The organism is Mangrovimonas sp. DI 80 (assembly GCF_001975575.1).
Taxonomy (GTDB): Bacteria; Bacteroidota; Bacteroidia; order Flavobacteriales; family Flavobacteriaceae; genus Mangrovimonas_A; species Mangrovimonas_A xylaniphaga.
In genome coordinates, this window is the sequence record NZ_MSDT01000003.1 from 63,828 (window position 1) to 86,167 (window position 22,340).

21 protein-coding genes are annotated in these 22,340 nt (G+C 38.2%); 11 read left to right on the forward strand and 10 right to left on the reverse strand.

The genetic code is table 11. The annotated features are described in order from the left end of the window. Positions 1-4: 4 nt before the first annotated feature. A complete protein-coding gene (locus BKM32_RS06575) occupies positions 5-1,012 on the forward strand; it encodes a type IX secretion system membrane protein PorP/SprF (RefSeq protein WP_076663109.1) in 1,008 nt (335 codons plus the stop codon). Positions 1,013-1,082: 70 nt separating this feature from the next. Here the strand turns inward: BKM32_RS06575 and BKM32_RS06580 are convergent, their stop codons facing one another. Further along, on the reverse strand, positions 1,083-2,243 hold the full coding sequence (locus BKM32_RS06580) for a VWA domain-containing protein (protein ID WP_076663111.1): 1,161 nt from the start codon (positions 2,241-2,243) through the stop codon (positions 1,083-1,085). Positions 2,244-2,453: 210 nt separating this feature from the next. Between BKM32_RS06580 and BKM32_RS06585 the strand changes: the two genes are divergently transcribed. The 3 genes from BKM32_RS06585 to BKM32_RS06595 are packed head-to-tail and all read left to right on the forward strand — an operon-like array spanning position 2,454 to position 5,958. Beyond that, positions 2,454-4,619, forward strand: coding sequence for a histidine kinase (locus tag BKM32_RS06585; protein WP_076663113.1), 2,166 nt, complete (start codon positions 2,454-2,456; stop codon positions 4,617-4,619). Between the two features lie 51 nt (positions 4,620-4,670). Next, positions 4,671-5,405, forward strand: coding sequence for a LytTR family DNA-binding domain-containing protein (locus BKM32_RS06590; RefSeq protein WP_076663114.1), 735 nt, complete (start codon positions 4,671-4,673; stop codon positions 5,403-5,405). Between the two features lie 34 nt (positions 5,406-5,439). Continuing rightward, entirely contained in the window at positions 5,440-5,958 is a 519-nt protein-coding gene (locus BKM32_RS06595; RefSeq protein ID WP_076663115.1) for a gamma carbonic anhydrase family protein, read from the forward strand. On the opposite strand, the gene murI is transcribed toward BKM32_RS06595, so the two are convergent. The 8 genes from murI to BKM32_RS06635 all read right to left on the reverse strand — a co-directional run bounded on the left by murI (position 5,955) and on the right by BKM32_RS06635 (position 14,213). After that, positions 5,955-6,734 (reverse strand): glutamate racemase, encoded by a 780-nt coding sequence (gene murI / locus BKM32_RS06600; RefSeq protein WP_076663116.1) that lies wholly within the window; start codon positions 6,732-6,734, stop codon positions 5,955-5,957. The genes BKM32_RS06595 and murI overlap by 4 nt on opposite strands. Positions 6,735-6,796: 62 nt before the next feature. Beyond that, a complete protein-coding gene (locus tag BKM32_RS06605; RefSeq protein ID WP_053978150.1) occupies positions 6,797-7,306 on the reverse strand; it encodes an OmpH family outer membrane protein in 510 nt (169 codons plus the stop codon). Between the two features lie 40 nt (positions 7,307-7,346). Next, positions 7,347-8,396: an OmpH family outer membrane protein gene (locus BKM32_RS06610; protein ID WP_076663118.1), complete on the reverse strand. Its 1,050-nt coding sequence runs from the start codon at positions 8,394-8,396 to the stop codon at positions 7,347-7,349. Between the two features lie 172 nt (positions 8,397-8,568). Next, positions 8,569-11,172, reverse strand: coding sequence for an outer membrane protein assembly factor BamA (gene bamA / locus BKM32_RS06615; RefSeq protein WP_076663119.1), 2,604 nt, complete (start codon positions 11,170-11,172; stop codon positions 8,569-8,571). Beyond that, the gene (locus BKM32_RS06620; RefSeq protein WP_076663314.1) at positions 11,144-11,884 is read right to left on the reverse strand and encodes an isoprenyl transferase; all 741 of its coding nucleotides are present in this window, start codon (positions 11,882-11,884) and stop codon (positions 11,144-11,146) included. The genes bamA and BKM32_RS06620 overlap by 29 nt, the downstream gene beginning before the upstream one ends. Before the next feature lies 1 nt (position 11,885). After that, entirely contained in the window at positions 11,886-12,575 is a 690-nt protein-coding gene (locus tag BKM32_RS06625) for a DUF6089 family protein (protein ID WP_076663120.1), read from the reverse strand. A gap of 99 nt (positions 12,576-12,674) precedes the next feature. After that, complete coding sequence (locus BKM32_RS06630; RefSeq protein WP_076663122.1) at positions 12,675-13,553, reverse strand: NAD kinase; 879 nt, start codon at positions 13,551-13,553, stop codon at positions 12,675-12,677. A 3-nt stretch (positions 13,554-13,556) separates the two neighbouring features. Then, the gene (locus BKM32_RS06635; RefSeq protein ID WP_076663123.1) at positions 13,557-14,213 is read right to left on the reverse strand and encodes a CBS domain-containing protein; all 657 of its coding nucleotides are present in this window, start codon (positions 14,211-14,213) and stop codon (positions 13,557-13,559) included. Positions 14,214-14,302: 89 nt separating this feature from the next. On the opposite strand from BKM32_RS06635, the gene BKM32_RS06640 reads away from it, so the two are divergent. The 6 genes from BKM32_RS06640 to clpX all read left to right on the forward strand — a co-directional run bounded on the left by BKM32_RS06640 (position 14,303) and on the right by clpX (position 19,673). Continuing rightward, positions 14,303-15,016 carry a pyridoxine 5'-phosphate synthase gene (locus BKM32_RS06640; protein WP_076663125.1) on the forward strand — a complete coding sequence of 238 codons (714 nt, stop codon included), beginning with the start codon at positions 14,303-14,305 and terminating at the stop codon, positions 15,014-15,016. 29 nt (positions 15,017-15,045) lie between these two features. Beyond that, complete coding sequence (locus BKM32_RS06645) at positions 15,046-15,810, forward strand: alpha/beta fold hydrolase (RefSeq protein WP_076663126.1); 765 nt, start codon at positions 15,046-15,048, stop codon at positions 15,808-15,810. A gap of 30 nt (positions 15,811-15,840) precedes the next feature. After that, a complete protein-coding gene (locus tag BKM32_RS06650) occupies positions 15,841-16,188 on the forward strand; it encodes a phage holin family protein (protein WP_076663127.1) in 348 nt (115 codons plus the stop codon). 80 nt (positions 16,189-16,268) lie between these two features. After that, positions 16,269-17,591: a trigger factor gene (tig, locus tag BKM32_RS06655; RefSeq protein WP_076663128.1), complete on the forward strand. Its 1,323-nt coding sequence runs from the start codon at positions 16,269-16,271 to the stop codon at positions 17,589-17,591. Positions 17,592-17,726: 135 nt separating this feature from the next. After that, entirely contained in the window at positions 17,727-18,404 is a 678-nt protein-coding gene (clpP, locus tag BKM32_RS06660; protein WP_053978160.1) for an ATP-dependent Clp endopeptidase proteolytic subunit ClpP, read from the forward strand. A gap of 36 nt (positions 18,405-18,440) precedes the next feature. Continuing rightward, positions 18,441-19,673, forward strand: coding sequence for an ATP-dependent Clp protease ATP-binding subunit ClpX (clpX, locus tag BKM32_RS06665; RefSeq protein ID WP_076663129.1), 1,233 nt, complete (start codon positions 18,441-18,443; stop codon positions 19,671-19,673). A gap of 301 nt (positions 19,674-19,974) precedes the next feature. Here clpX and BKM32_RS06670 read toward each other — a convergent pair whose 3' ends face one another. After that, positions 19,975-21,489 (reverse strand): GH3 auxin-responsive promoter family protein, encoded by a 1,515-nt coding sequence (locus BKM32_RS06670; RefSeq protein ID WP_076663315.1) that lies wholly within the window; start codon positions 21,487-21,489, stop codon positions 19,975-19,977. Between the two features lie 47 nt (positions 21,490-21,536). On the opposite strand from BKM32_RS06670, the gene BKM32_RS06675 reads away from it, so the two are divergent. After that, positions 21,537-22,331, forward strand: coding sequence for a DUF2797 domain-containing protein (locus BKM32_RS06675; RefSeq protein ID WP_076663130.1), 795 nt, complete (start codon positions 21,537-21,539; stop codon positions 22,329-22,331). The last annotated feature ends 9 nt before the right edge of the window (positions 22,332-22,340 follow it).

Consider the following 22,340-nt stretch of genomic DNA (forward strand, 5'->3'; position numbering starts at 1 on the left):
ATTTATGAATTTAAAAAAGTATTGTTTAATAGCATTTTTAGCATTATTTACAAAATTAGGAACAGCTCAGGAAGGTCTTCCAATCTATTCAGACTACTTAACCGATAATTATTATTTGATTCATCCCTCTATGGCGGGAGTTGCAAATTGTGCAAAAGTAAGATTGACTGCCCGTATGCAGTGGTTTGGGCAGGACGATGCGCCAGCATTACAAACTATGAGTGTTAATAGTAGAATAGGTGAGTCACAATCTGCAATAGGAGCGATTGTATATAATGATAAGAACGGTTACCATTCCCAAACAGGTGCTTACGTGACTTATGCGCATCATTTAATGTTCTCAAGGAATGAAATCGACTTAAACATGTTATCTTTTGGTTTAAGTGTCGGGGCTATTCAATATAGATTAGATGAAACCGCATTTATCAATGAACCTTTTGATCCTATAATAGGGAACAGGAAACAGAGTGCTACTAATTTTAATGTAGATTTTGGGTTTTCATATCACTTTTTGGATTTGTATGCCCATGCAACTGTTAAAAACCTTTTGAATAATGATGGAATTAATTTTAATGAACAAGGGTTGAGCTATGATAATTTAAGAACCTATTTGTTATCTGTTGGAAATGTATTCCATCGATATGGAAGTGAATGGAGTTTCGAGCCTTCAATTTTGTTTATGTATCGCGATGCTACAGAAGAATCTTCATTCGATTTAAATGCTAAGGCTTACAGAGAAATGGATTTTGGTAAAATTTGGGGAGGATTGTCATATAGAAGAAGCTTGGATGGTGCTGAATACTTAGACGGATCTGGAGTTAGCAATCAAAAATTGCAATATTTTACACCATTTGTGGGTGTAGACTATAATAATTTTGTATTCGCCTATACTTATTCTTATCAAGCAAATTCAGTAGTGTTTGATAATGGAGGGTACCATCAAATTACACTTGGTTACAATTTCAATTGTAGAAGAGAAAGATATGAGTGTAACTGTCCTGCGATCAATTAATAATTTCCATAATCACCATAAGAAAACGTCCCGAATTTGGGACGTTTTTTATTTTAGGGCAGCTTATACTCTACCATTGGTAGTTTTTCTTTTTGGCTTGTGTTTTAATGGCAGTGACCATGGCTTCCTCCAAATTTTGACCTTCTTCAGTTTTGTTTGCTTCAATGAATTGCAGTCGCTTTTTGTTGAGTTGCTGTATTTGTTCTTGTATAGCTTTACGCTCCTTTTCCTTTGCAGCAACATAGGCCTTGATTTCTAATGTAGATTTACCTTTTAATTCTTCTGGTAATTCGGAGGATTCTAAATCATCAAGTTTTAATTCTTCATTTGAGACAGCGTCCACCAAATCCCAGTTGGAATTTGTGTAGAGGTGAGTGCTTTTACTCACCATTCGACTTACGCGACTTGCTTCCCCTAAAACAGCTGCATTTGTGTCTTGAATCTTCTGCTCCATTATTTTCTCTTTGCCAATATTGCCATAAGCCACATAAGTTCCATTCAGTTTTTGATTGAGTTGAAGGATTTCACTATCAAATGGAGTGGCTACATACACAGTTTGTCGGTTATGGTCAATAGCCATATAATTGCCATGGCCAACATCGGCGCCCGATTTCCAGTAGGTATTTATTCCTAGGTTATAATCACCACAAAAAATGGTGTTCACCGTAATGTGTTTTTCTATGGCTAATTCAGACGCTTTCTTGTAACTGATAGGGCCTTGGGTAAAGGGTTCGTTTCCTGCAATAAAAATGAGCTTTAAATCATCTTGATTATTGCCCCATTGCAGTTCGCTAAGCGACGTTTGGATAACTTGACCACAATATTCTTGACCTCCATTAGTGCTGAGTGAAAACAGTTGCTTAGAGATGTCATCCAAATCGTCACTGAAGGGAAGAATTTGTCTTATATATCCATTATTAGCATCCAGGTTGTCATTACCATATTCATATAGGGCAATTTGAAGTTTTGGGCTGTTGCCATTGCATTTTGCATAGGAGAGTTCGTTGACAATTTTCCACAATTGTGCTTTGGCCTGGTCGATGAGTCCATCCATGCTGTTACTTGTATCCAGTAACAAGGCCACTTTGATATATTGTTCTTGGTTGAGGGGGGCGGGGTTGTGAAAAGAGACGCTTAAATTATTTGAAATTGGTTTTGAATTTTTGGCATTACAGGAGCACATCACAGCAACACTTGTAGCCAATAGGAAAGGCTTCAGAAATGGTTTCATAATTTTGTTGTTTTTTGATTTGAACTTTAAATCTATGCCCAACTTTTTTCTTATTCAATCTAGAATTAGGGAATTGTATTGTTGGTTGAGTGAGAAGGAACCTTAGGTGAGCAAGTCAATCTAAAAGATGTGTTTTGAATCTTCAATTGGAAGTTTTCAGTTTTAAAAGGCCAATTAAAGTGAGTATGTTTATACATTGAATATTTTTAAATGGCCGCAATTTTTAAATACATTTTTATACTGCTATTTTGTTTGATTTCTTTGTTCACAATTGGTCAAAATCAATTACTACAGGATACACAAACTTTTACTGTTAAAGGGAAAGTGGAAGAAAAGGATACTTACCAACCCATTCCAAAGGTGAATATTGAGGTAAATGGAGGGGGCTATACTAAAACTGACAGTAACGGTGAGTTTAGAATCCAAGTTAAAATTGGCGATGAATTGGCCATTCGGCACAAAGATTTTGAAACGGTCTATTACACCATCGTGAGTCAAGATCGCATCTTGGTACAGGTGGAGCCTGTAAGTCCGTCACTTGTCAGCAGTCGATATCAAAAAAAGGATTCCAAGGCCTTTAAGCAGTTAATTGATTCTGCTAATGTATATGCCAAACAAGATGCCGAAAAGGCCATTCAGTTTGTCGCCGAGGCGCTCAAGGAAAGTTATTCTATAAACCAAAGTGCCGAAGCCTATGAAACCTTGGCAGATATTTACAAAGTTTGGAAGCAATATGATTTAGCTGTGAGTAATTATAGGATTAGTCTTCAAAATTACAAATCGAATGAGGTTCAGTTAAAATTGGCAGATGCCTATCGATTGAATAAGAATTATCAGGAAAGTTTGGAGGTTTATGGAACTATCGATTTTGGCAGTTTACAGGCCTTTCAGAAAGTAGTTTATTATGAAGGATTGGGAGATACTTATTACAACACAAAATCCTATTCCATAGCGATAGAGAATTATAAAAAGGGACTTCAGGTTGCTCAAGAGCATTTAATCACTCCAAAGGTTACGGACTTGAGTTCCAAAATTGCACAGGCTTATAATTCGCAAGGGGAAGTGCAAAAGGCCAAAAAATTATTTGATAATTCATTAAATCTGGCTTCGAAGGAGAATAAGAAAAGAGCGGTGGAAGAGAAAATCACCGTAGCGGAATTCAATAGTGAAAACCAAAACTATTCCGATGAAATTAAGTTGAGAAAAGAGGCTCTCGACGATATTTCGGATATTCAACTTCAAGATTCCATAATAGACAATGAAAGTGCGCTTACACCGCAAAAGCAGAATTATAAGATAGGAAATGCCTATTTTCTTCAGAAGGATTTTGACAGTGCCATTTCCTATTTGGAAAGAAGTATCAAGGAAGCTGATGACAAGGAAGATTTGGTAGTGAAAAAGGATGCTACTCGTAAATTGTCTGATGTATATGCCGATGCGGGAGATTTTGACAAAGCAAGGAAAACTTTTGAAGAGTACACCGCAGCGGTAGATGAGCTTTACATTAAAAAGGAACAGGAGATTTCACAGTTGGCGCGTTTCAACAGGAGTATTATTGAAAAGCAAAATAGGATTAATAGTTTGGAAAGTGACCGACAATTATCTGAAAGTAAATACCAGCTTTCCAACGAGCGCAACAAGCGCCAACAATTGATCATTTATTCCTTGGTGTTTGGAGTTGTATTGCTTTTGGTGACTGCCTATTTCATGTTTAAATATATCAAGCAACAACGTTTGGCCAATAATTTGCTGGCATTAAAATCTTTGAGGAGTCAAATGAATCCACATTTTATTTTCAATGCATTGAACTCGGTAAACAGTTTTATTGCCCTAAATGATGAGCGTACCGCCAACAAGTATTTAAGTGATTTTTCCTATTTGATGAGAGCCGTTTTGGAAAACAGTGAGGAAGACTTTATTCCACTTCAAAAGGAAATTGAATTATTGGAGCTATACACCAAATTGGAGCATTTTAGGTTCAAGGACAAGTTTGATTATAGCATTACTGTGGATGACCAAATTAATGTTGGGGATTATAAAATTCCTCCCATGTTGTTGCAGCCTTATATTGAAAATGCAGTGTGGCACGGTTTGCGCTATAAAAATGAAAAGGGACATTTGTCCATTGCCATAGACAAGGTAAGCGAGGACGAAATATGTATTACCATTGCAGATGATGGCATTGGGAGGGAGCGTTCCAAAGCACTGAAAACGGAAAGACAACAGCAGCAAAAGAGTAAAGGGATGGACAATATCAAAAAGCGAATTTCCATTCTAAACGACATGTACAAGGATAAAATTGATGTAAGGATTGAGGACTTTCAGCAGGAAGAAGATTCAGGGACTAAAGTGGTAGTTACCCTGAAAAAGGATTAAGACGATTAAAGTACATTTCATAAGATATAAAAACAACCAAATTCTAGCATTATGAAACTAAGAGCCATTATTGTTGAGGACGAAGAGACCAGCAGAGAGATTTTAAAGAATTATCTAAAAAAGTATTGTCCTAATGTGGAAGTTTTAGGTGAAGCAGTAAATGTTGAGGAAGCGCTGGTGTTGATAAGAAATCAAGCTTTGGACTTGGTGTTTTTGGATGTTGAAATGCCGTATGGAAATGCCTTCGATTTATTGGATAGGGTAGGAGATATTAATTTTGAAACGGTATTTGTGACCGCTTATAACCATTATGCCATCGACGCCTTAAATGCCCATGCGTCTTATTATTTGATGAAACCGGTTTCTATAGACGAACTCATCAAAGCGGTAGACTATGTTACCGAAGTAAAAACGAAGGAAAATGCACTACAAGATCAGGTGTTGGTTCCTAAAACCAATGGGGTTAATGGGAAGATTACAATACCCCAACAAGATGGGTTTGAAGTTTTAAATACAGCCAATATTTTGTACTGCAAAGCCGATGACAATTACACTGAAATTTACCTTGATAACAACCGAAAAAAACTGGTAAGTAAAACGCTAAAATACTTTGAGGATGCCCTAATAGGTAGTAGTTTTGTAAGAGTCCATAAAAGCTATTTAGTGAATATAAATGAAGTCACTAAATATGTAAAAGGGAAGGGAGGAAGTGTTGTGTTGAGCAATGGTAAGGAAATCATGGTTTCGGCCTCCAAAAAATCAGATCTGCTATCTTATTTCAAATAATTCTACGTTTTTAAACGTCATCAAATAAAAAATTATGCCAGTTATAAAACCCGTAAACGGAAAGTTTCCTCAGATTCCTGAGGATTGTTTTGTGGCCGAAAATGCCACAATTGTTGGAGAGGTGAGCATGGGCTCGCAATGTAGTGTTTGGTTCAATGCCGTAATTCGAGGAGATGTCCATTTTATAAAAATGGGGGATAAGGTGAACATTCAGGATGGCGCCGTAATTCACGCCACGTATAAAAAGTCACCTACAACTATCGGAAACAATGTGTCCATTGGGCATAACGCCATTGTACATGGTTGTACTGTTCACGATAATGTGTTGATTGGTATGGGAAGCATTGTGATGGATGATTGTGTGATTGAAAGTAACAGTATCATTGCTGCTGGTGCTGTGGTGACCAAAAATACGGTAGTTGAATCGGGGAGTATTTATGCCGGTGTTCCGGCTAAAAAAGTTAAGGATATCAGCGAAGAATTAATTTCAGGAGAAATCGATAGAATTGCCAATAACTACGTGAAATACTCTAGCTGGTTTCAAGAAGCCTAAAGTGAAATGTGCTGGACTTTGTAATTCTCTCCTAACAGCGATTCCATGACTTGCGGTGTCCCTGTAGTATAGAAATCGTAGGACGTTTTTGTAGGTTCAGTATTTAATAAATGGTGCTGTTGCAGGATGGCTTTGGTTTGTCTTGCGACAGCTGCACCCGAATCGATGATTTTAACCGATTTAGGAAGGATTTGAAGCAACAAAGGCATCAAATAGGGGTAATGGGTGCAACCTAGCACCAAATAGTCTATATTGGCATCTATCATAGGTTGCAAGTATCCTTTCAATAAGGCTTCCATTTCTTCAGAATCCATCTTTCCACTTTCAATCAATTCAACAATGCCATCTCCAACTTGTTCAATAACATTAATACCATTGCTGTATAGATTGGTAGTGGTATGAAAAAGTTCGCTTGAAAGTGTTCCCTTGGTTGCCAAAATACCAACAGCTTTGGTATGGGTATTTAGCGAAGCAGGTTTGATGGCAGGTTCAATTCCTATAAATGGCACATCAAAAGCACTGCGAAGCAATTTGATGGCATTTGTCGTAGCGGTGTTGCAGGCCACTACAATGAGTTTACTTCCTTTGTTTAATAAGAATTCAGTGTTTTTGATACTTAGATCTATGATCTGTTGTTTGGTTTTGGTGCCATAGGGAGCATTGCTGCTATCAGCCAAATAGATGGTGTTTTCATTGGGCAAGAGCAATTGGATCTCTTTCCAAATAGAAGTTCCGCCAACACCGGAATCGAATATACCAATAGGTTGTTTACTCATCGATACAAAAATAAAAAAGCCGCTTAGGTAAAGCGGCTTTTTTTAATTTTTTTGTGAATGGATTAGAAACCTAATTCTTTCTTAACGTCTGGTAAAAGGTCTTTACCATCAGCAACCAATACGCCTCCACCTTGAGTGGAATCCAACACGTAGTTGAAACCTTGAGCTTTTGCTACTTTTTGGATAGCGGCTTTAGCTTTATCGAAAATTGGCTTCAATAATTCAGCTTCTTTCTTTTGAAGGTCTTGTTGTGCTTGCGCTTGATATTGACGAATGCTTTGCTCCATAGTTTGTACTTCTTGGGCTCTTTTAGCATTCTCTTCGTCTGTTTTGGTATCTACTTCAGCTTGGTATTGCTTCATTTTGTTTTGAAGCTCTGTAGCCATGGTTTTAATTTCAGCCTCGTAAGTCTTAGTTAGCTTTTCAATTTCTGCTTGAGCAGTTTTCATTTCCGGCATTGCTTCAACTAAGTCAGTTGTGTTAATATGAGCAACTTTACTTTGTGCAACTGAGAAACTCGTAGCTCCAACAAAAAGTACGGCTGCAAATAAAAGGGTCTTAAATTGTTTCATTTTTAAAGTATTACGTGTTTAAATATTAATGTTATAGTGGTTAATTTCCTGTACTATCTTTTGCTTTGGTTTGTTCTTCCCGTTCTTTCTTGGCTTTTTCACGTTCAGCCAGAATGCGTTGACGGCGTTCTTCAAGCTCTTTTTGACGAGCTTCTCTTTCGGTTAATTTTTGTTGTCTTTTTTCTTCAGCAATTTGTTCTGCGGTTTTTTCTCCCGTTTCACTTTGCTCACTTCCATTTTCATCTACATTGTCGCTGCCTTCTTTTTGGGCATCACTGTCCTTTTCGGCAGGTTTCCCAGTTTTTGCAGCTCTTATACTATCTCTCTCAGCTTTGGCTTTGGCTCTTTCTTCCAAGATTTTTTGTCTTCTGGCTTCGGCAGCGGCTTCTAGAGAGTCGCGTCTTTTTTGTTGCGCAGCTTTTCGGTCTTCAATTTCTTTTGCTTTTGCGGCCTGTTTGGCTTCCAAGGCTGCTTCACGCTCTTCCAATTCTTCATTGATTTCCGGTACCACCTCTTCATCTTCTGCAGCTCTACGCTCTGCTCTGTTTTGAGCTTGGGTACGTTTGGATGCTCTCGTGATGCTTCGGATGACCAATTCACTGATGTCATACCTTTCGGCAGAGTACAGCATTACCAAATCGGCTGACTTATCAAATACGAAATCGTACTTTTTATTGGCTGCAATTTCCTGAACCGCGGCAAATATCTGGTCTTGGATAGGCTGGATCAATTGGCGCTTTTGCGTAATTAAATCGCCTTCCGGTCCAAAACGTTTTTGTTGATAATCTAAGATTTCCTGTTCTTCAAATGAAATGTCTTCCAAACGTTCTTCGTAAAGTTCTTTGGTAAGAAGGACACGCTCATTGTCGAGTTGTTTCTTTTTTTGATCCACCACATTCAAACGTTGCTCGATTTCGGCTTTCCACTCCTGAGCCTTTTTTTCCAATTGATTTGAAGCTTCTTGATATTCGGGAACGTTTTCCAAGATGTATTCGGTATCTATGTAGGCAACTCTCACACCTCTCTGGGCGTTGGAGACCAAGCTACTTAGACCTATCATTATCATTAAAAAAAGAACTCTATACTTCATCTGTTGTTGTTTTGTGATTTATTGATCTTTTCTCTAAACCTTTAAAATGACAGATTTTGTGTTGATTCCGCCATTTGAATTTAGCTTTTCCAAATTAACGAAATATATTCTGAAAAATTTTAACAGTCATGCTAAATCCTTCTGACAGATATTAGAAAATATCATGCCAAAGTTAAAATTGTTGACCAATAATAAAATGCGTTTCCCAACCATTGCTTCCAGTGGAACCAGGTACTGGATCAAATCCGTAACCGAAATCAATTCCCAACAATCCGAAAGCAGGCATAAAGATACGCAATCCTGCACCAGCAGAACGTTTAAGTTCAAACGGGTTGTAGCTTTGGAATTCACTAAACGCAGCTCCACCTTCGGCAAACATAAGAGCATAGATTTTTGCCTGTGCACCTAAAGTGATGGGGTAACGTAATTCCAAAGAAAACTTGTTATAGATAGAAGCTCCATCATCTGTAATGGAACCATCTTCTTCAACTGGTCTGATAGATTGGTTAGGATATCCTCTTAACTGGATAATTTCTCTACCGTCCAAAGAGTAGTTTCCTAAACCATCTCCACCAAGGAAGAAACGCTCAAAAGGAATAATTCCTCTGTCTTGGTTGTAGGCTCCTAGGAAACCAAATTCCAACCCTGAACGCAATACCAATTTGTCAACGATACGCGTATACCAATCTCCTTTAAACTTGATTTTGTAGTACTCCAACCAATTGAAACGTTGTTGGTCGATTTCAGCAATTCTAGCAGCGTCATCTGAATCTGTTGGATCCAAAGAATCGCGCTCATCTTTAAGTTCTGCATAGTCTACTTTGCTGAATAATGAATACGGAGGAGATAATTTTGCAGTAATGGCAAAACTAGAACCTCCCATTGGGTAGATTGGGTCGGTATAAGTGTTGTTTCGGCTCAAACCAATAGTGTAGGCAAAACCGTTTGAATATCCGTCTCCAAAGGTAAATAACCCCGTGTTGTAATTCTTTAAGTCGTAATGTTGGAAACTTAAAGCTTGAGACAAGTGGAAATAGTCATCCGGAACAGATAAACGCTTAGAAAGTCCTACAGAAACCCCTGTAATGTTAAAACGTTTGTTCTTATCGGCATCTCTTGTTTCATAGTTATACAAGAATTGTTTTGTATGCGAAATAGAGGTGGAGAACTGTAATGGACGTTTTCCTCCTAACCATGGCTCGGAAAATGAGAAGCTATAGGTTTGGTAAAATCTACTGGCTTGTAAACGCAAAGCCAAACTTTGGCCATCTCCCATTGGAACCGGCTTATACGCATCTTTGTTAAAGATGTTTCTCATGGAGAAGTTGTTGAACGATAATCCTAAGGTTCCAATGAAACCTCCACCACCATAACCTCCTTGAAGTTCAATTTGGCTGGATCCTTTTTCTACAACTTGGTATTCTATATCCACCGTACCATCTACGGTATTGAAGTTTTTCATGTTTGGGGTAATCTGCTGCGCATCGAAGAAGCCCAACTGCCCAAGTTCACGGATGGTTCTGATCACATTTTCCTTACTGTACAATTGCCCCGGTTTGGTACGCAATTCACGGTAGATAACGCGGTCATTGGTTTTGTCATTTCCAGATACGGAAACTTCATTGAAATAAGCTGGTTTTCCTTCGGAAATTCTTATTTCCATATCGATGATGTTTCCGTCGGCACTTACTTCAACAGGGTTGATCGTAGAGAACAAATACCCTGTGTTTTGATATTGGTTTGTAATATCCAAACCGTCTGGTTTAGTATCATCGGCAATACGCTTTCTTAATTCCACACCGTTGTAGGTATCTCCTTCTTTAATTCTAAGGATGCTGTGCAATTGCTCATCGGTGTACACACTGTTTCCAACAAAAGTGATTTTTCCGAATTTGTACTGTTCACCTTCTTCCAAATCGATCAATAAGGAAATGGTTTTGTCGTTGTTGTAGATGATGGAATCTGAGATGATTCTTGCATCTCTATATCCATTTTCCTTGTATTTGTCGATTACGCTTACAAGGTCTTCTTTATAATCGGCATCGATAAATTTTGAACGTTTTAACACCCTAACAAAGTTCTTTTGTTTGGTGTTTTTCATTGCTTTTCTAAGCTTTTCGTCCGCAATTTTGTCATTGCCAGTAAACTCAATGCTCTTAACTTTTACTTTTTGGCCCTTGTCGATGTTAACCAACATATCGACACGGCTTTTTTGGATTGAATCCTGAACTTCCTTAGTGATCACGTTCACTTTGGTGTTCAAAAATCCGTCCTTTTTATATTTGGAAGTCAGGTAGTTTCTTGTGGTAGTAATAAGGTTTTCGGTAACCTTAACACCTTTGGTCAACTTGTTTTCGTTGATAACCTCTTCTTTTTTGGATTTCTTGATACCGTTGATAGTAACTTCATTAAGTTCTGGTAAATCCACTAAGTGGATCTCCAAATAGGCTAAATTACCTTCGGTTTTTACTAAATAAATATCAATGCTGCTGAAAAGGTTGGAGTCCCATAGCTTTTTTATGGCTTTAGAGATATTTTCACCAGGAATGGTAACTTCTTCACCTTTTCTTAAGCCAGAATAAGAGATTACGGTATTGGCACTAAAGTTAGTATCGCCGGTTACGGAAATGTCTTCAATGATGTAGGATGTACCAGTGTTGAAATTGTTTTGAGCTGTGTTTACACTTGAACAGAAAAGAAATAGTGCAATAAAAATTGAATGTAGGTATGTTTTCAAAAGTAGTTTCTTAGCTAAGTTGTTCACTGGTTTTTCCAAATCGTCGTTCTCTGTTTTGATAATTGATCAAAGCCTCATATAAATCTTCCTTGCTGAAATCAGGCCACAATATATCGGTAAAATATAATTCGGCATAAGCAATTTGCCACAATAGGAAATTGCTTATTCTCTGCTCTCCACTAGTCCTAATAAGCAGGTCTACATCAGGCAAATTTTGCGTGTAAAGATGCTTATTTATAATTGATTCGTCAATAGTTTCGGGAGAAATTATATTATTTTTAACGTTATCTGCTATTTTTTTTACCACACTCACCAATTCTTCCCTAGAGCCATAGCTTAAAGCCAAGGTAAGGGTCATTCTTGAATTTTCTTTGGTTTTGTCAATAACTTCCAAAAGTTCCGCTTTGGCATTGGTTGGTAGGTCATCCAAATTTCCAATGGCATTAAGGCGTATGTTGTTGTTTTGTAGGGTGTTTATTTCCTTCTTGAGGGACTTAACCAAAAGCTTCATCAGGGTTTGTACTTCCAGTTTTGGTCGGTTCCAATTTTCGGTAGAAAATGCATACAGTGTTAGGTTTTCAATGCCAAGTTCGGCACTAGCCTCTACAACCTGTCGTACCGCTTTTGTGCCGTTTTCATGCCCCACGGCTCTTAAAAATCCTTGTTGTTTTGCCCATCGGCCATTACCATCCATGATAATAGCGACATGTTTGGGAAGTTTGTTGGTGTTTATTTGGTCTTTTCTACTCATTTTAAAAATTACAATAACAAGGTTTTTGCCCAAACGTATAGGTAAGGGTTATTCCTGAAAATACATACCAATCGTTACTGTTTGTATTTCCAAATCCTAGATTGCTGTCATTGTCAAAGTCTGGAACACTACCATCCAATTCATCGGAAAAGGTATAGCGTGCGCCAACTTCCAGGGCTAATACAAAGCTGCTGGTAATGTTGGTTTTTATACCAAGGGTGATTGGGATTCCAAAAGCCCAACTGCTGGTGCCCTCTTCAACAAGGTCGCCGTTGGACAAGAAATAAAAATTATCGTGTTTTGCCACACTCATCCCTGTAAAAAGGTAAGGTGTAATATGTGTGCCACTTTCGTGAAGGTTGAAATCGAAAAAGGTGAATTCCATTCCACCAGCTATTTCCAAAAGTCCGTTGGAGAAAGCAAAACCTCTTTCCTTACGTCTTGGGTCATCCGATTTATTGTCGTCGGCTTCCAAATCGGTATAGATTAATGATAGTCTAAAGGAATGCCTAGGGCTGCGGTTCCACTTTACAATACCCCCAAAAGCAGGTGAATTTGGAGAGATGTAATTGGTTGCGCCAACATCGCCAATAAAGTTGCTGCCTCCCGCAAATACCCCAACCTCATAAATTTGAGCACTTAGGGACTGTGAAAGAAACATGCTTAAAAAAAGGAGAATTAAATACCTCATAGGTTTTTCAAAGTTTGCAAATATAATAAATATGATTAGCCTATAACAATTTGAAACAAATTGTCTTACAGTTAAACAGTATTTACGGGGATTTATTGCCTAATTTCTTTTGTCTTCACCCCAAAGTAATTTTTTCCTTAGGGTGGTTATAAAGCTTTCGTGTACAAGCTCTACCATTTTAATGGTGAAGGGCGCTTTTTTAATGGTTACCACGGTGGAATTATGCAAGGTGGTAATGCGGGAATCCAAGGAAATTAAATAATGATCTTCTCGTCCGTCTACCTTTAATTGGATCTTGGTGTCGTCTGAAATTACCAAGGGCCTTGCGTTAAGATTGTGGGGAGCGATAGGAGTGATTACTAAATTGTGGGCTTCGGGCATGATTACTGGCCCCCCACAACTTAAAGAATATCCTGTGGATCCTGTAGGTGTGGAAATGATCAAGCCGTCAGACCAATAAGAAGTAAGGTACTCATCATCCAAATGTGTTTCCACGGTGATCATGGAAGTGGTATTTTTTCTGCTTACCGCAACCTCATTCAAGGCAAAATTGGTTTCAATTAAATCCTTGTTTTCGGGCTCGGTAGTGACGCTTAACAAAATGCGTTCGGAAATCTTGTAGTTACCTATTAAAATGTTGTTGAGTGCATTTTCTATTTCATCGGTTTGAATGGTTGCCAAAAATCCTAGTCGACCGGTATTGATACCTACAATGGGTATATTGCAATCACGAACATGGGTAATTGCTCTTAGTATAGTGCCATCTCCACCTATGCTGATCAATAAATCGTAGCTATTGTCAAGTGTGGTAAAGGTGTCGAAATTGTAAAGGTTGATATTGTGTTCATTTTGCAACATCTCAAAAAAAGAGTACTCTACATAGACCTCGGCTTTTTTACTTTTTAAAAAATCGAGGAGGGTAGCAATGCAAAATGTGGTGTTGCTATTATAAAACTGACCGTAAATGGCTATTTTCATGCCTTAAATGTTAAGGTATTTGTTTAGGTATTCAGAACGATCCTTAAGGTTTTCGAGGTAGGAGTCTTGTTCGTGTCCTGAAATAATGTTGTAACTGTATCTTCTAAAAGTGTGCATGATGTCGTTAAGACCACCGTGCCCAACTTTTAGCGTTACCTGAACCAAGTCGTTGTCCATTTTAGAGATGAAAGCTCCCAGAAGTTTGCCATCGTTGGACTCTACAATCTGACTGATTTCACTAAAGGAATAATCGTGAATCCCTTTTTCTATAATTAAAATGTTACCAGCTTCAGAAAAAAATGGGGTTTCGTTGAAAAGGTTGATGATGTCATTAAGTTCGTAATAGCCTAAATAGGTATTGTTCTCATTTAAAACAGGCATGATGTTGCTGTCATGTTTGGCAAAAGCCTCAAGGACGTCCAACCAATTGGTACTGGTGCGAACAAAAAAGCCTTCAATGGCATATCTCACTTCCGAAACCAATTTGGAACCTTCAAAACAATGTGCATCCGTTTCAGAAACACATCCTAAATACACGGTGTTATCTTCAATAGGAATATGCGAATAGGTAAGCTCTTTAAATAATAATTTAAGATCGCTGATCTTGTTCTTAAGACTTAAAGGTTTAATATCATTGATTATGTACTGTTCTAAAGACATGGCTCCAAAGTATACTACTGCAAATTAATTAAAAATAACTACAAAAAGCGTTAAGGACTTTGTATTTTTGTTGGTCAAATAAAAAGTAGATGACTAAGTTAAGTGTAAACATAAACAAGATTGCCACCTTAAGGAATTCTAGAGGGGGTGATGTGCCCAATGTAGTGCAATTTGCAAAAGATGTTCAAGAGTTTGGAGCCCAGGGGGTCACTATCCATCCACGACCAGATGAGAGGCATATTCGTTATCAGGATGTGTATGATTTGAAGCCTGTTGTTTATACTGAATATAATATTGAAGGAAATCCCATCAAAGAGTTTATGGATATGGTTTTGGAAGTAAAACCAACCCAAGTGACTTTGGTGCCAGATGCCGAAGATGCCATTACCTCCAATGCTGGGTGGGATACAATAAAGCACAAGGATTTTTTAGTGGATATTATTTCTGAATTCCAACGAAACGGTATTAGAACTTCCATCTTCGTAGATCCAGTGATGGCGCAAATTGAAGGAGCCAAAGCTACGGGGACCGATAGAATAGAGCTTTACACTGAAGCTTATGCGCACCAATATGGATTGGGAAATAAAGACGCAATCAAACCTTATAATGAATGTGCAGTATTGGCCCATGAACTTGGTTTGGGCATCAATGCCGGTCATGATTTGTCGTTGGATAACATTAAGTTTTTTAAAGAGAACATTCCAGGGCTGTTGGAGGTGTCTATTGGTCACGCATTGATTTCGGAGAGTTTGTATTTGGGTATTGAAAATGTAATTCAAATGTATTTACAGCGCTTAAAATAATTCCGGGTAATAATCAAGAAACATTCAAGATGCAGTTACACTCAAATATTATAGGAAGCGGAAGTCCATTTATCATTTTGCACGGTTTTTTAGGGATGGGAGACAACTGGAAAACCCTAGGAAAGAAATTTAGTGACGAAGGCTATGAGGTCCATTTGGTAGACCAACGCAACCACGGCCGTAGTCCTCATGCCGATGCGTTTGACTATGAAATCCTCACTGAAGATTTAAAAGAATATATCACTTCCCACCATCTCTCGGAGGTTGTCTTGTTGGGGCATTCCATGGGAGGGAAAACAGCTATGATGTTTGCCTCAAAATATCCCGAATTGGTATCTAAATTGATTGTTGCCGATATTTCTCCACGTTTTTATCCTGTACACCACGACACTATTTTGGAAGGTTTGAGCCAATTGGATTTTTCTGTGATTTCCAATAGGGGAGAAGCCGATGAAGCTTTGTCTCGTTATATAACTGATTTTGGTATACGTCAGTTTTTGTTGAAGAACCTGTATTGGAAGGAAAAAGGGCAGTTGGCCTTAAGGTTGAATTTGGAGGCGTTGAAAGCTAATGTAGGTGAAGTGGGTGAAGCGCTGCCAGTACATGCTAAATTTGAAAAGGACACCTTGTTCTTGAGAGGTGACAGATCTGAATATATTTCACTTCAGGATGAAGCTTTGATCAAGGCGCATTTTCCTAAGGCCCAAATAGAAACGGTATCCAATGCCGGGCATTGGCTGCATGCTGAAAATCCAAAAGAGTTTTTTGATGACGTTGTTAATTTCGTAGGATAATATTCGTATTTTTAGTAAAAATACGATCTTATGAAACTAGTTCTCAGAATTTTATTGTCGGCGGTTGCCGTTGTGATTTTGGCAAAATTATTGCCGGGAGTTGAGGTTGTTGGCTTCACTTCTGCAATTATTGTCGCCATTGTATTGGCATTGCTCAATGCTATTGTAAAGCCCATCTTGGTAATTTTAACCCTTCCTATTACCGTTATTACACTTGGTTTGTTTTTGTTGATAATCAATGCGTTGATTGTGCTTATGGCAAGCAGCTTTATTGATGGTTTTGGAGTGAGCAGTATTTGGACGGCCATTTTGTTCAGTATCCTTTTGTCTATCTTGGAATCTATATTGTACTCTGTTTTAAATGAGGATAAAAAATAGACTGAATTTCAAGGTCTTAAAACTTTGTTGAGTTGCAAAAAATATGTACTTTTGCAACCCAATTTTTATACGATTCAAGAATGAATATTACAAGAGAAAACATTGACGCATTAAATGCTGTTGTAAAAGTAGACATCTCTAAAGATGACTACAGCGATAAAGTGGAGAAAATCCTTTCAGATTACCGTAAGTCGGCTAACATTCCTGGTTTCAGAAAAGGACATGTGCCAATGACCATGGTAAAGAGACAATATGGTAAAGCTGTCTTGGTGGATGAGGTTAACAAATTGTTGCAGGACACATTGAACAAATACCTTACGGAAGAGAAGCTAGATGTTTTAGGAAATCCATTACCTAAGCCACAGGATGATTTGGATTGGGATGCTGACAATTTTTCTTTTGAATTCGAATTAGGTCTAGCGCCTCAGTTTGACGTAGAATTGAAATCTAAAAAAGCAATTACTCAATACAATATTGTTGCCGACGAGAAAATGTTGGACAACCAAGTGGAATACATCCGTAAGCAATACGGTAAATTGGTATCTAAGGAGGAAGCTTCTAAAGATGATGAAATTACTGGGGTATTCGCTAACGAAGAAAAAGAAATCAACAACACTGCTACCATCACTTTAGATAAAGTAAAAGGTAAAACCAACGAGAAGAAATTTGTTGGCGCTAAAGTTGGAGATGTCATTACATTAAACACTAAAGGATTGTTTAATGACGATCACGATTTAATGCACTTCTTGAAAGTATCTCACGATGACGCTCATGGATTGGATGTTGAAGTAACTTTCACTGTTACTGAAATCAACACTAGAGAATTGGCTGATTTGGATCAAGAATTGTTCGATAAATTATTTGGTAAAGGAGTAGTAACTTCGGTAACTGAGTTGAAAGAAAAAATCAAAGTAGATTCTGAAAAGCAATTTGCTCAGCAAGGTGACCAAAAATTGTTGAACGATGTAACTGAGTATCTTGTAGAGAATACGAAGTTTGATTTGCCAGCTGCCTTCTTACAAAAGTGGATCCAAACTGCTGGTGAAGAGCAATTGGATGCAGACCAAGCTAAAGAAGAGTATGAGAAGTCTGAAAAGAGCATGCGTTACCAATTGATCGAAGGTAAATTGATCCAAGATCACAACCTTCAGGTAACTTTTGAAGATTTGAAAGCTCATGCCAAGGAAATGATCAAGGTGCAAATGGCACAGTTTGGACAAATGGATCCTGCTGATGAAGAATTGGAAAACATTTCAGCGAGAATTTTGTCTAACCAAGATGAAGTGAAGCGTTTGTCAGAGCAATTGATGAGCCAAAAACTATTGGATCTTTACAAAACTGAAGGAAATCTTAAAGTAAAAGAGATTACTTATGACGATTTTGTAAAAGAGTTTTACTCTTAATTGTTACAGAATAAATGATTATATTTAGAGCGTAAAACTGATCGGTTTTACGCTTTTTTTTGACCTTCAAAAATCCAGGTCAATTTCCACCTGTACAGCCTCAGGTTTTATCAATTATTAACAACAATTAGACATATGAATTTCGGAACAGAATTTGAAAAGTTTGCAATAAAAGATCAGGGAGTTAGCAGTACTTACTACAATAAAATTATCAGCAGTATGTACCCAACAAACTTAACTCCAAACATTATAGAAGAACGCCAAATGAATGCCGTGGCTATGGATGTGTTCTCACGTTTAATGATGGATCGCATCATTTTTATGGGAACTGGTATTAATGATCAAGTGGCAAATATCATTCAGGCGCAGTTGTTGTTTTTGGAAAGTACCGATGCTTCCAAGGACATTCAAATATATATCAATTCTCCAGGAGGTAGCGTGTACGCCGGATTGGGAATTTACGATACCATGCAATTGATTAAGCCAGATGTTGCTACCATCTGTACAGGAATGGCGGCGTCAATGGCAGCGGTACTGTTGTGTGCTGGAGCAAAAGGAAAGCGTAGCGGATTGACCCACTCAAGAGTCATGATCCACCAGCCATTGGGAGGTGCGCAAGGGCAAGCTAGTGATATTGAAATCACCGCTCGCGAAATTTTGACCTTGAAAGAAGAACTTTATAAAATAATTAGTAAACATTCGGGACAGGACTACGACAAAGTGTATAACGACAGTGATAGAGATTACTGGATGAAAGCCGATAAAGCTTTGGAGTATGGAATGATTGATGAGGTTTTGGCCCGTAACGTATAAATATCACATTGATATTTAAATTGAATTTTTGAATTTATGGCAAAGGAAGAATTAGAATGTTCGTTTTGTGGTAGGAAAAAGCCAGAAACCAATCTGCTGATTGCAGGATTGGATGCTCATATTTGTGACCGTTGTATCGAACAGGCTCATGGTATTGTTTTGGAAGAGTCCAAGCAAAGTGACAATTCCGAATTATCTACAGAGTTAATGCTAAGAAAGCCTCAGCAGATCAAAGGCTTTTTAGACGAGTATATCATTGGGCAGGAATACACCAAAAAGGTGATGTCTGTTGCGGTATACAATCACTATAAACGTTTATTGCAACCAGCTAGTGAAGATGATATTGAAATCCAGAAAAGTAATATCATCATGGTTGGGCAAACCGGTACAGGAAAAACCTTGATGGCCAAAACCATCGCCAAAATGCTCAACGTGCCCTTGGCTATTGTGGATGCTACGGTGTTGACGGAGGCAGGATATGTTGGAGAAGATGTAGAAAGCATCTTGACGCGTTTGTTGCAAGCGGCCGATTACAATTTGGAGAAAGCTGAAAAGGGCATCGTGTTTATTGATGAAATAGACAAGATTGCCAGAAAGAGTGATAACCCTTCAATTACCAGAGATGTTTCTGGTGAAGGGGTGCAACAGGCCTTGTTGAAACTGTTGGAAGGTACTGTGGTAAATGTTCCGCCAAAAGGAGGACGTAAACATCCAGACCAGAAGTTTATTGAAGTGAATACAGAGCACATTCTGTTTATTGCAGGTGGTGCTTTTGATGGTATTGAGCGCATTATTTCAAAACGTCTCAATATGGCGGCTATTGGTTATAAGGCAGCTCATGACGATGATCAGGTTGATGCCAACAATTTGCTTCAATACATCATCCCAAAAGACTTAAAGGATTTTGGATTGATACCTGAAATCATTGGGCGTTTACCGGTGCTTACCTATATGGATCCGTTGGATGCTGCAACTCTGCGCGCTATTTTAACAGAACCTAAAAATGCCATTATCAAGCAGTATAAGAAATTGTTTGAGATGGATGATATAGACTTCACAATCACTGATGAGGCTCTTGATTATATTGTTGAAAAGGCTATTGAGTACAAACTTGGAGCTAGAGGATTACGTTCTTTATGTGAAGAAATCCTAACGGATGCCATGTTTGAAATGCCTAGCAGCGATGATAACAAGCTAGATGTAACCAGAAGTTATGCTGAGGATAAGTTGAACAAGACGGCTCTTAAAAAGCTTAAGGCCGTATCTTAATCATTATTATAAAATTGAAATAAAAAAGCCGCTCATTATGAGCGGCTTTTTTGCTATTTGGATCAATAATTAATATTCTGCAATACTATTTTTTAAAAAAGGTTCGCCCTTTTGTGAGTTCTAAAATTGCATTGGAATTATGACAATTTTAAGGGAGAATTGTCAACATTATTACTGTAAATATAGTAGCATTTGTGTAAGATAAAAATGACGATACGTTTTATTGGACAAATGCAATTAAATAATCGTTATGCGGATTTTTGAACTGGCGTTAATCGGATTTTTAAGCAAGTTTTAATTTTTAAAAATTCAATTTCAACAATTCATCCATATACTCCCTGTTGTTGGATAACCTTGGCACCTTATGCTGGCCTCCCAATTTGTTGTGCTGTTTTAGCCAATCGTAAAATAAATGCTCTCTCGCAATATTGATTTTGGGCATGTTTAGGGTGATATTATTAAAGCGTTTCGCTTCATAGTCGGAGTTTAGTGATTTAAGGGCACAGTCAAAAAGTTCTCCAAATCGGTTCAGATCTTTCGGGGGTGTTTTAAATTCTATCAACCATTCATGAGAGCCTTTTTCGTGGCCGTTCATGAAAATTGGAGCAGCGGTATATTCCACAATTTCAGAAGCGGTTTGTCGGCAAACATCCTTAAGGGCGTCTTCGGCATTTTCAATAATCAATTCTTCTCCAAAAACATTGATATGGTGTTTGGTGCGCCCAGAAACTTTCACGCGGTATGGTTTAAGAGAGGTAAACCTAATGGTGTCTCCAATTTTATAGCGCCACAAACCGGCGTTGGTAGTAATAACAACGGCGTAATTTTTGTCCTTTTCAACTTCGCTTAAGGGAATGACTTTTTCTTCAGGAGTCCCATAGGTGTCCATAGGAATGAATTCATAGAAAATACCGTAATCCAACATTAGCAATAATTCGTTGGAATTGTTTTGGTCCTGAATGGCAAAAAAGCCTTCAGAGGCATTATAGATTTCATAATACCTGAAATCCTTTTTAGGGAGGATAGCTTGGTACTGGTCTATATAAGGCACAAAGCTCACGCCTCCGTGAAAATACACTTCCAAGTTCGGCCATACATCGGTGATGCTTTTCTTGCCGGTGGTGTCCAATACATTATTTAAAAGTACCAGCATCCAAGAGGGGACGCCGGCCAAACTCGTTACATTTTCATTGATGGTTTCATCTACAATGGCCTGCATTTTATGCTCCCAGTCACTCATTAGCGACACCTTGCTGCTAGGAGTGCTACTGAACTCGGCCCAAAAAGGCATGTTGTCAATCAAAATTGCCGATAGGTCTCCAAACACGGTGCCGTTTTCCTTGTAAAGTTCCTTGCTGCCACCTAATCGAAGGCTTTTTCCTGTGAATAGTTGCGAGTCTTCATTGTTGTTGAGGTACATGCACAGCAAGTCCTTGCTGGCCGCATAATGGCAATCTTCCAAGGATTCATAACTTACAGGAATGAACTTGCTTTTGGCATTGGTAGTACCACTGGATTTGGCAAACCATTTGATTGGGCTGGGCCAAAATATATTGTGTTCTCCCAAACGGGAACGCTCTATCACGTTTTGATAATCCTCATAACAAGAAATGGGAATTCGGTCAGCAAACGTTTGATAGCTTTTTATGGAGTCGAAATCATATTTTTTGCCAAATTCGGTGTCTTTGGCAATGGTAATAAGATCCAATAACAATTCGTTTTGTACTTCGTTGGGGTATTTTAAAAACAGCTCAATTTGATGAAATCGTTTTTTTAAAAACCACGAGGCAATGGAATTTACTAAAGGAATTGGCATATTTGCAGTATCTTTAAAAAAAGTAACTAAAAATAACATTTTTTTTTATGACCTACCAAGGAGTTCTCACAAAAATGGAGACCGAGTATGGCCATCCCATACAATATTATTTGGTGTTTAAAAATGACTTTTTACACCTAAACCAACTGCTAAATAGAACGATAAGCATTCAGTTTGTGAAATATGAATGTTTAAATTGTGGCTTGGATAAGCCAATTTATAGACAGGGGTTTTGTAAAAGTTGCTTTTTTGAAGTGCCTCAGGCTGCAGATTGGATAATGAGACCAGAATTGAGTACAGCTCATTTAGATAAGGAAGACCGCGATTTGGAATACGAAAAGAAAGTGCAGTTGCAACCGCATATTGTGTACCTGGCCAATTCCAGTAGCGTGAAAGTAGGGGTGACCCGCAAAACGCAAGTGCCTACCAGATGGATTGATCAAGGGGCGCATGAAGCCATTGAAATTGTAGAAGTGCCTAACCGATATTTGGCGGGAATTACTGAGGTGGCCTTAAAAGAACATGTGTCTGATAAAACCAACTGGCGTACCATGTTGAAAAATGAAGTGGTAGATGAAAATTTGGTAGAATGGCGGGAACGTCTGTTGCCTTTTGTGCCAGAGGAAGCTAGGGAATACATCATAGAATCCAATACCGAAACAGATTTGGAGTTTCCTGTGTTGCAATATCCTTTAAAACCGAAAAGCTTGAATTTGGAAAAAACACCATCTTATACTGGGAAACTTTCAGGCATCAAAGGGCAGTATCTCATCTTCGAAGATCAAACCGTATTTAACGTACGAGGCAATGAGGGGCTAGTCGTGGACATCACGGTAAGCTAACTTAAAATA

Excerpts from the sequence above, each read along its gene's own strand:
- BKM32_RS06575 (WP_076663109.1), top strand. The coding sequence starts at position 5 with ATGAATTTAAAAAAGTATTGTTTAATAGCATTTTTAGCATTATTTACA.
- BKM32_RS06580 (WP_076663111.1), bottom strand. The coding sequence starts at position 2,243 with ATGAAACCATTTCTGAAGCCTTTCCTATTGGCTACAAGTGTTGCTGTG.
- BKM32_RS06585 (WP_076663113.1), top strand. The coding sequence starts at position 2,454 with ATGGCCGCAATTTTTAAATACATTTTTATACTGCTATTTTGTTTGATT.
- BKM32_RS06590 (WP_076663114.1), top strand. The coding sequence starts at position 4,671 with ATGAAACTAAGAGCCATTATTGTTGAGGACGAAGAGACCAGCAGAGAG.
- BKM32_RS06595 (WP_076663115.1), top strand. The coding sequence starts at position 5,440 with ATGCCAGTTATAAAACCCGTAAACGGAAAGTTTCCTCAGATTCCTGAG.
- murI (WP_076663116.1), bottom strand. The coding sequence starts at position 6,734 with ATGAGTAAACAACCTATTGGTATATTCGATTCCGGTGTTGGCGGAACT.
- BKM32_RS06605 (WP_053978150.1), bottom strand. The coding sequence starts at position 7,306 with ATGAAACAATTTAAGACCCTTTTATTTGCAGCCGTACTTTTTGTTGGA.
- BKM32_RS06610 (WP_076663118.1), bottom strand. The coding sequence starts at position 8,396 with ATGAAGTATAGAGTTCTTTTTTTAATGATAATGATAGGTCTAAGTAGC.
- BKM32_RS06620 (WP_076663314.1), bottom strand. The coding sequence starts at position 11,884 with ATGAGTAGAAAAGACCAAATAAACACCAACAAACTTCCCAAACATGTC.
- BKM32_RS06625 (WP_076663120.1), bottom strand. The coding sequence starts at position 12,575 with ATGAGGTATTTAATTCTCCTTTTTTTAAGCATGTTTCTTTCACAGTCC.
- BKM32_RS06630 (WP_076663122.1), bottom strand. The coding sequence starts at position 13,553 with ATGAAAATAGCCATTTACGGTCAGTTTTATAATAGCAACACCACATTT.
- BKM32_RS06635 (WP_076663123.1), bottom strand. The coding sequence starts at position 14,213 with ATGTCTTTAGAACAGTACATAATCAATGATATTAAACCTTTAAGTCTT.
- BKM32_RS06640 (WP_076663125.1), top strand. The coding sequence starts at position 14,303 with ATGACTAAGTTAAGTGTAAACATAAACAAGATTGCCACCTTAAGGAAT.
- BKM32_RS06645 (WP_076663126.1), top strand. The coding sequence starts at position 15,046 with ATGCAGTTACACTCAAATATTATAGGAAGCGGAAGTCCATTTATCATT.
- BKM32_RS06650 (WP_076663127.1), top strand. The coding sequence starts at position 15,841 with ATGAAACTAGTTCTCAGAATTTTATTGTCGGCGGTTGCCGTTGTGATT.
- tig (WP_076663128.1), top strand. The coding sequence starts at position 16,269 with ATGAATATTACAAGAGAAAACATTGACGCATTAAATGCTGTTGTAAAA.
- clpP (WP_053978160.1), top strand. The coding sequence starts at position 17,727 with ATGAATTTCGGAACAGAATTTGAAAAGTTTGCAATAAAAGATCAGGGA.
- clpX (WP_076663129.1), top strand. The coding sequence starts at position 18,441 with ATGGCAAAGGAAGAATTAGAATGTTCGTTTTGTGGTAGGAAAAAGCCA.
- BKM32_RS06670 (WP_076663315.1), bottom strand. The coding sequence starts at position 21,489 with ATGCCAATTCCTTTAGTAAATTCCATTGCCTCGTGGTTTTTAAAAAAA.
- BKM32_RS06675 (WP_076663130.1), top strand. The coding sequence starts at position 21,537 with ATGACCTACCAAGGAGTTCTCACAAAAATGGAGACCGAGTATGGCCAT.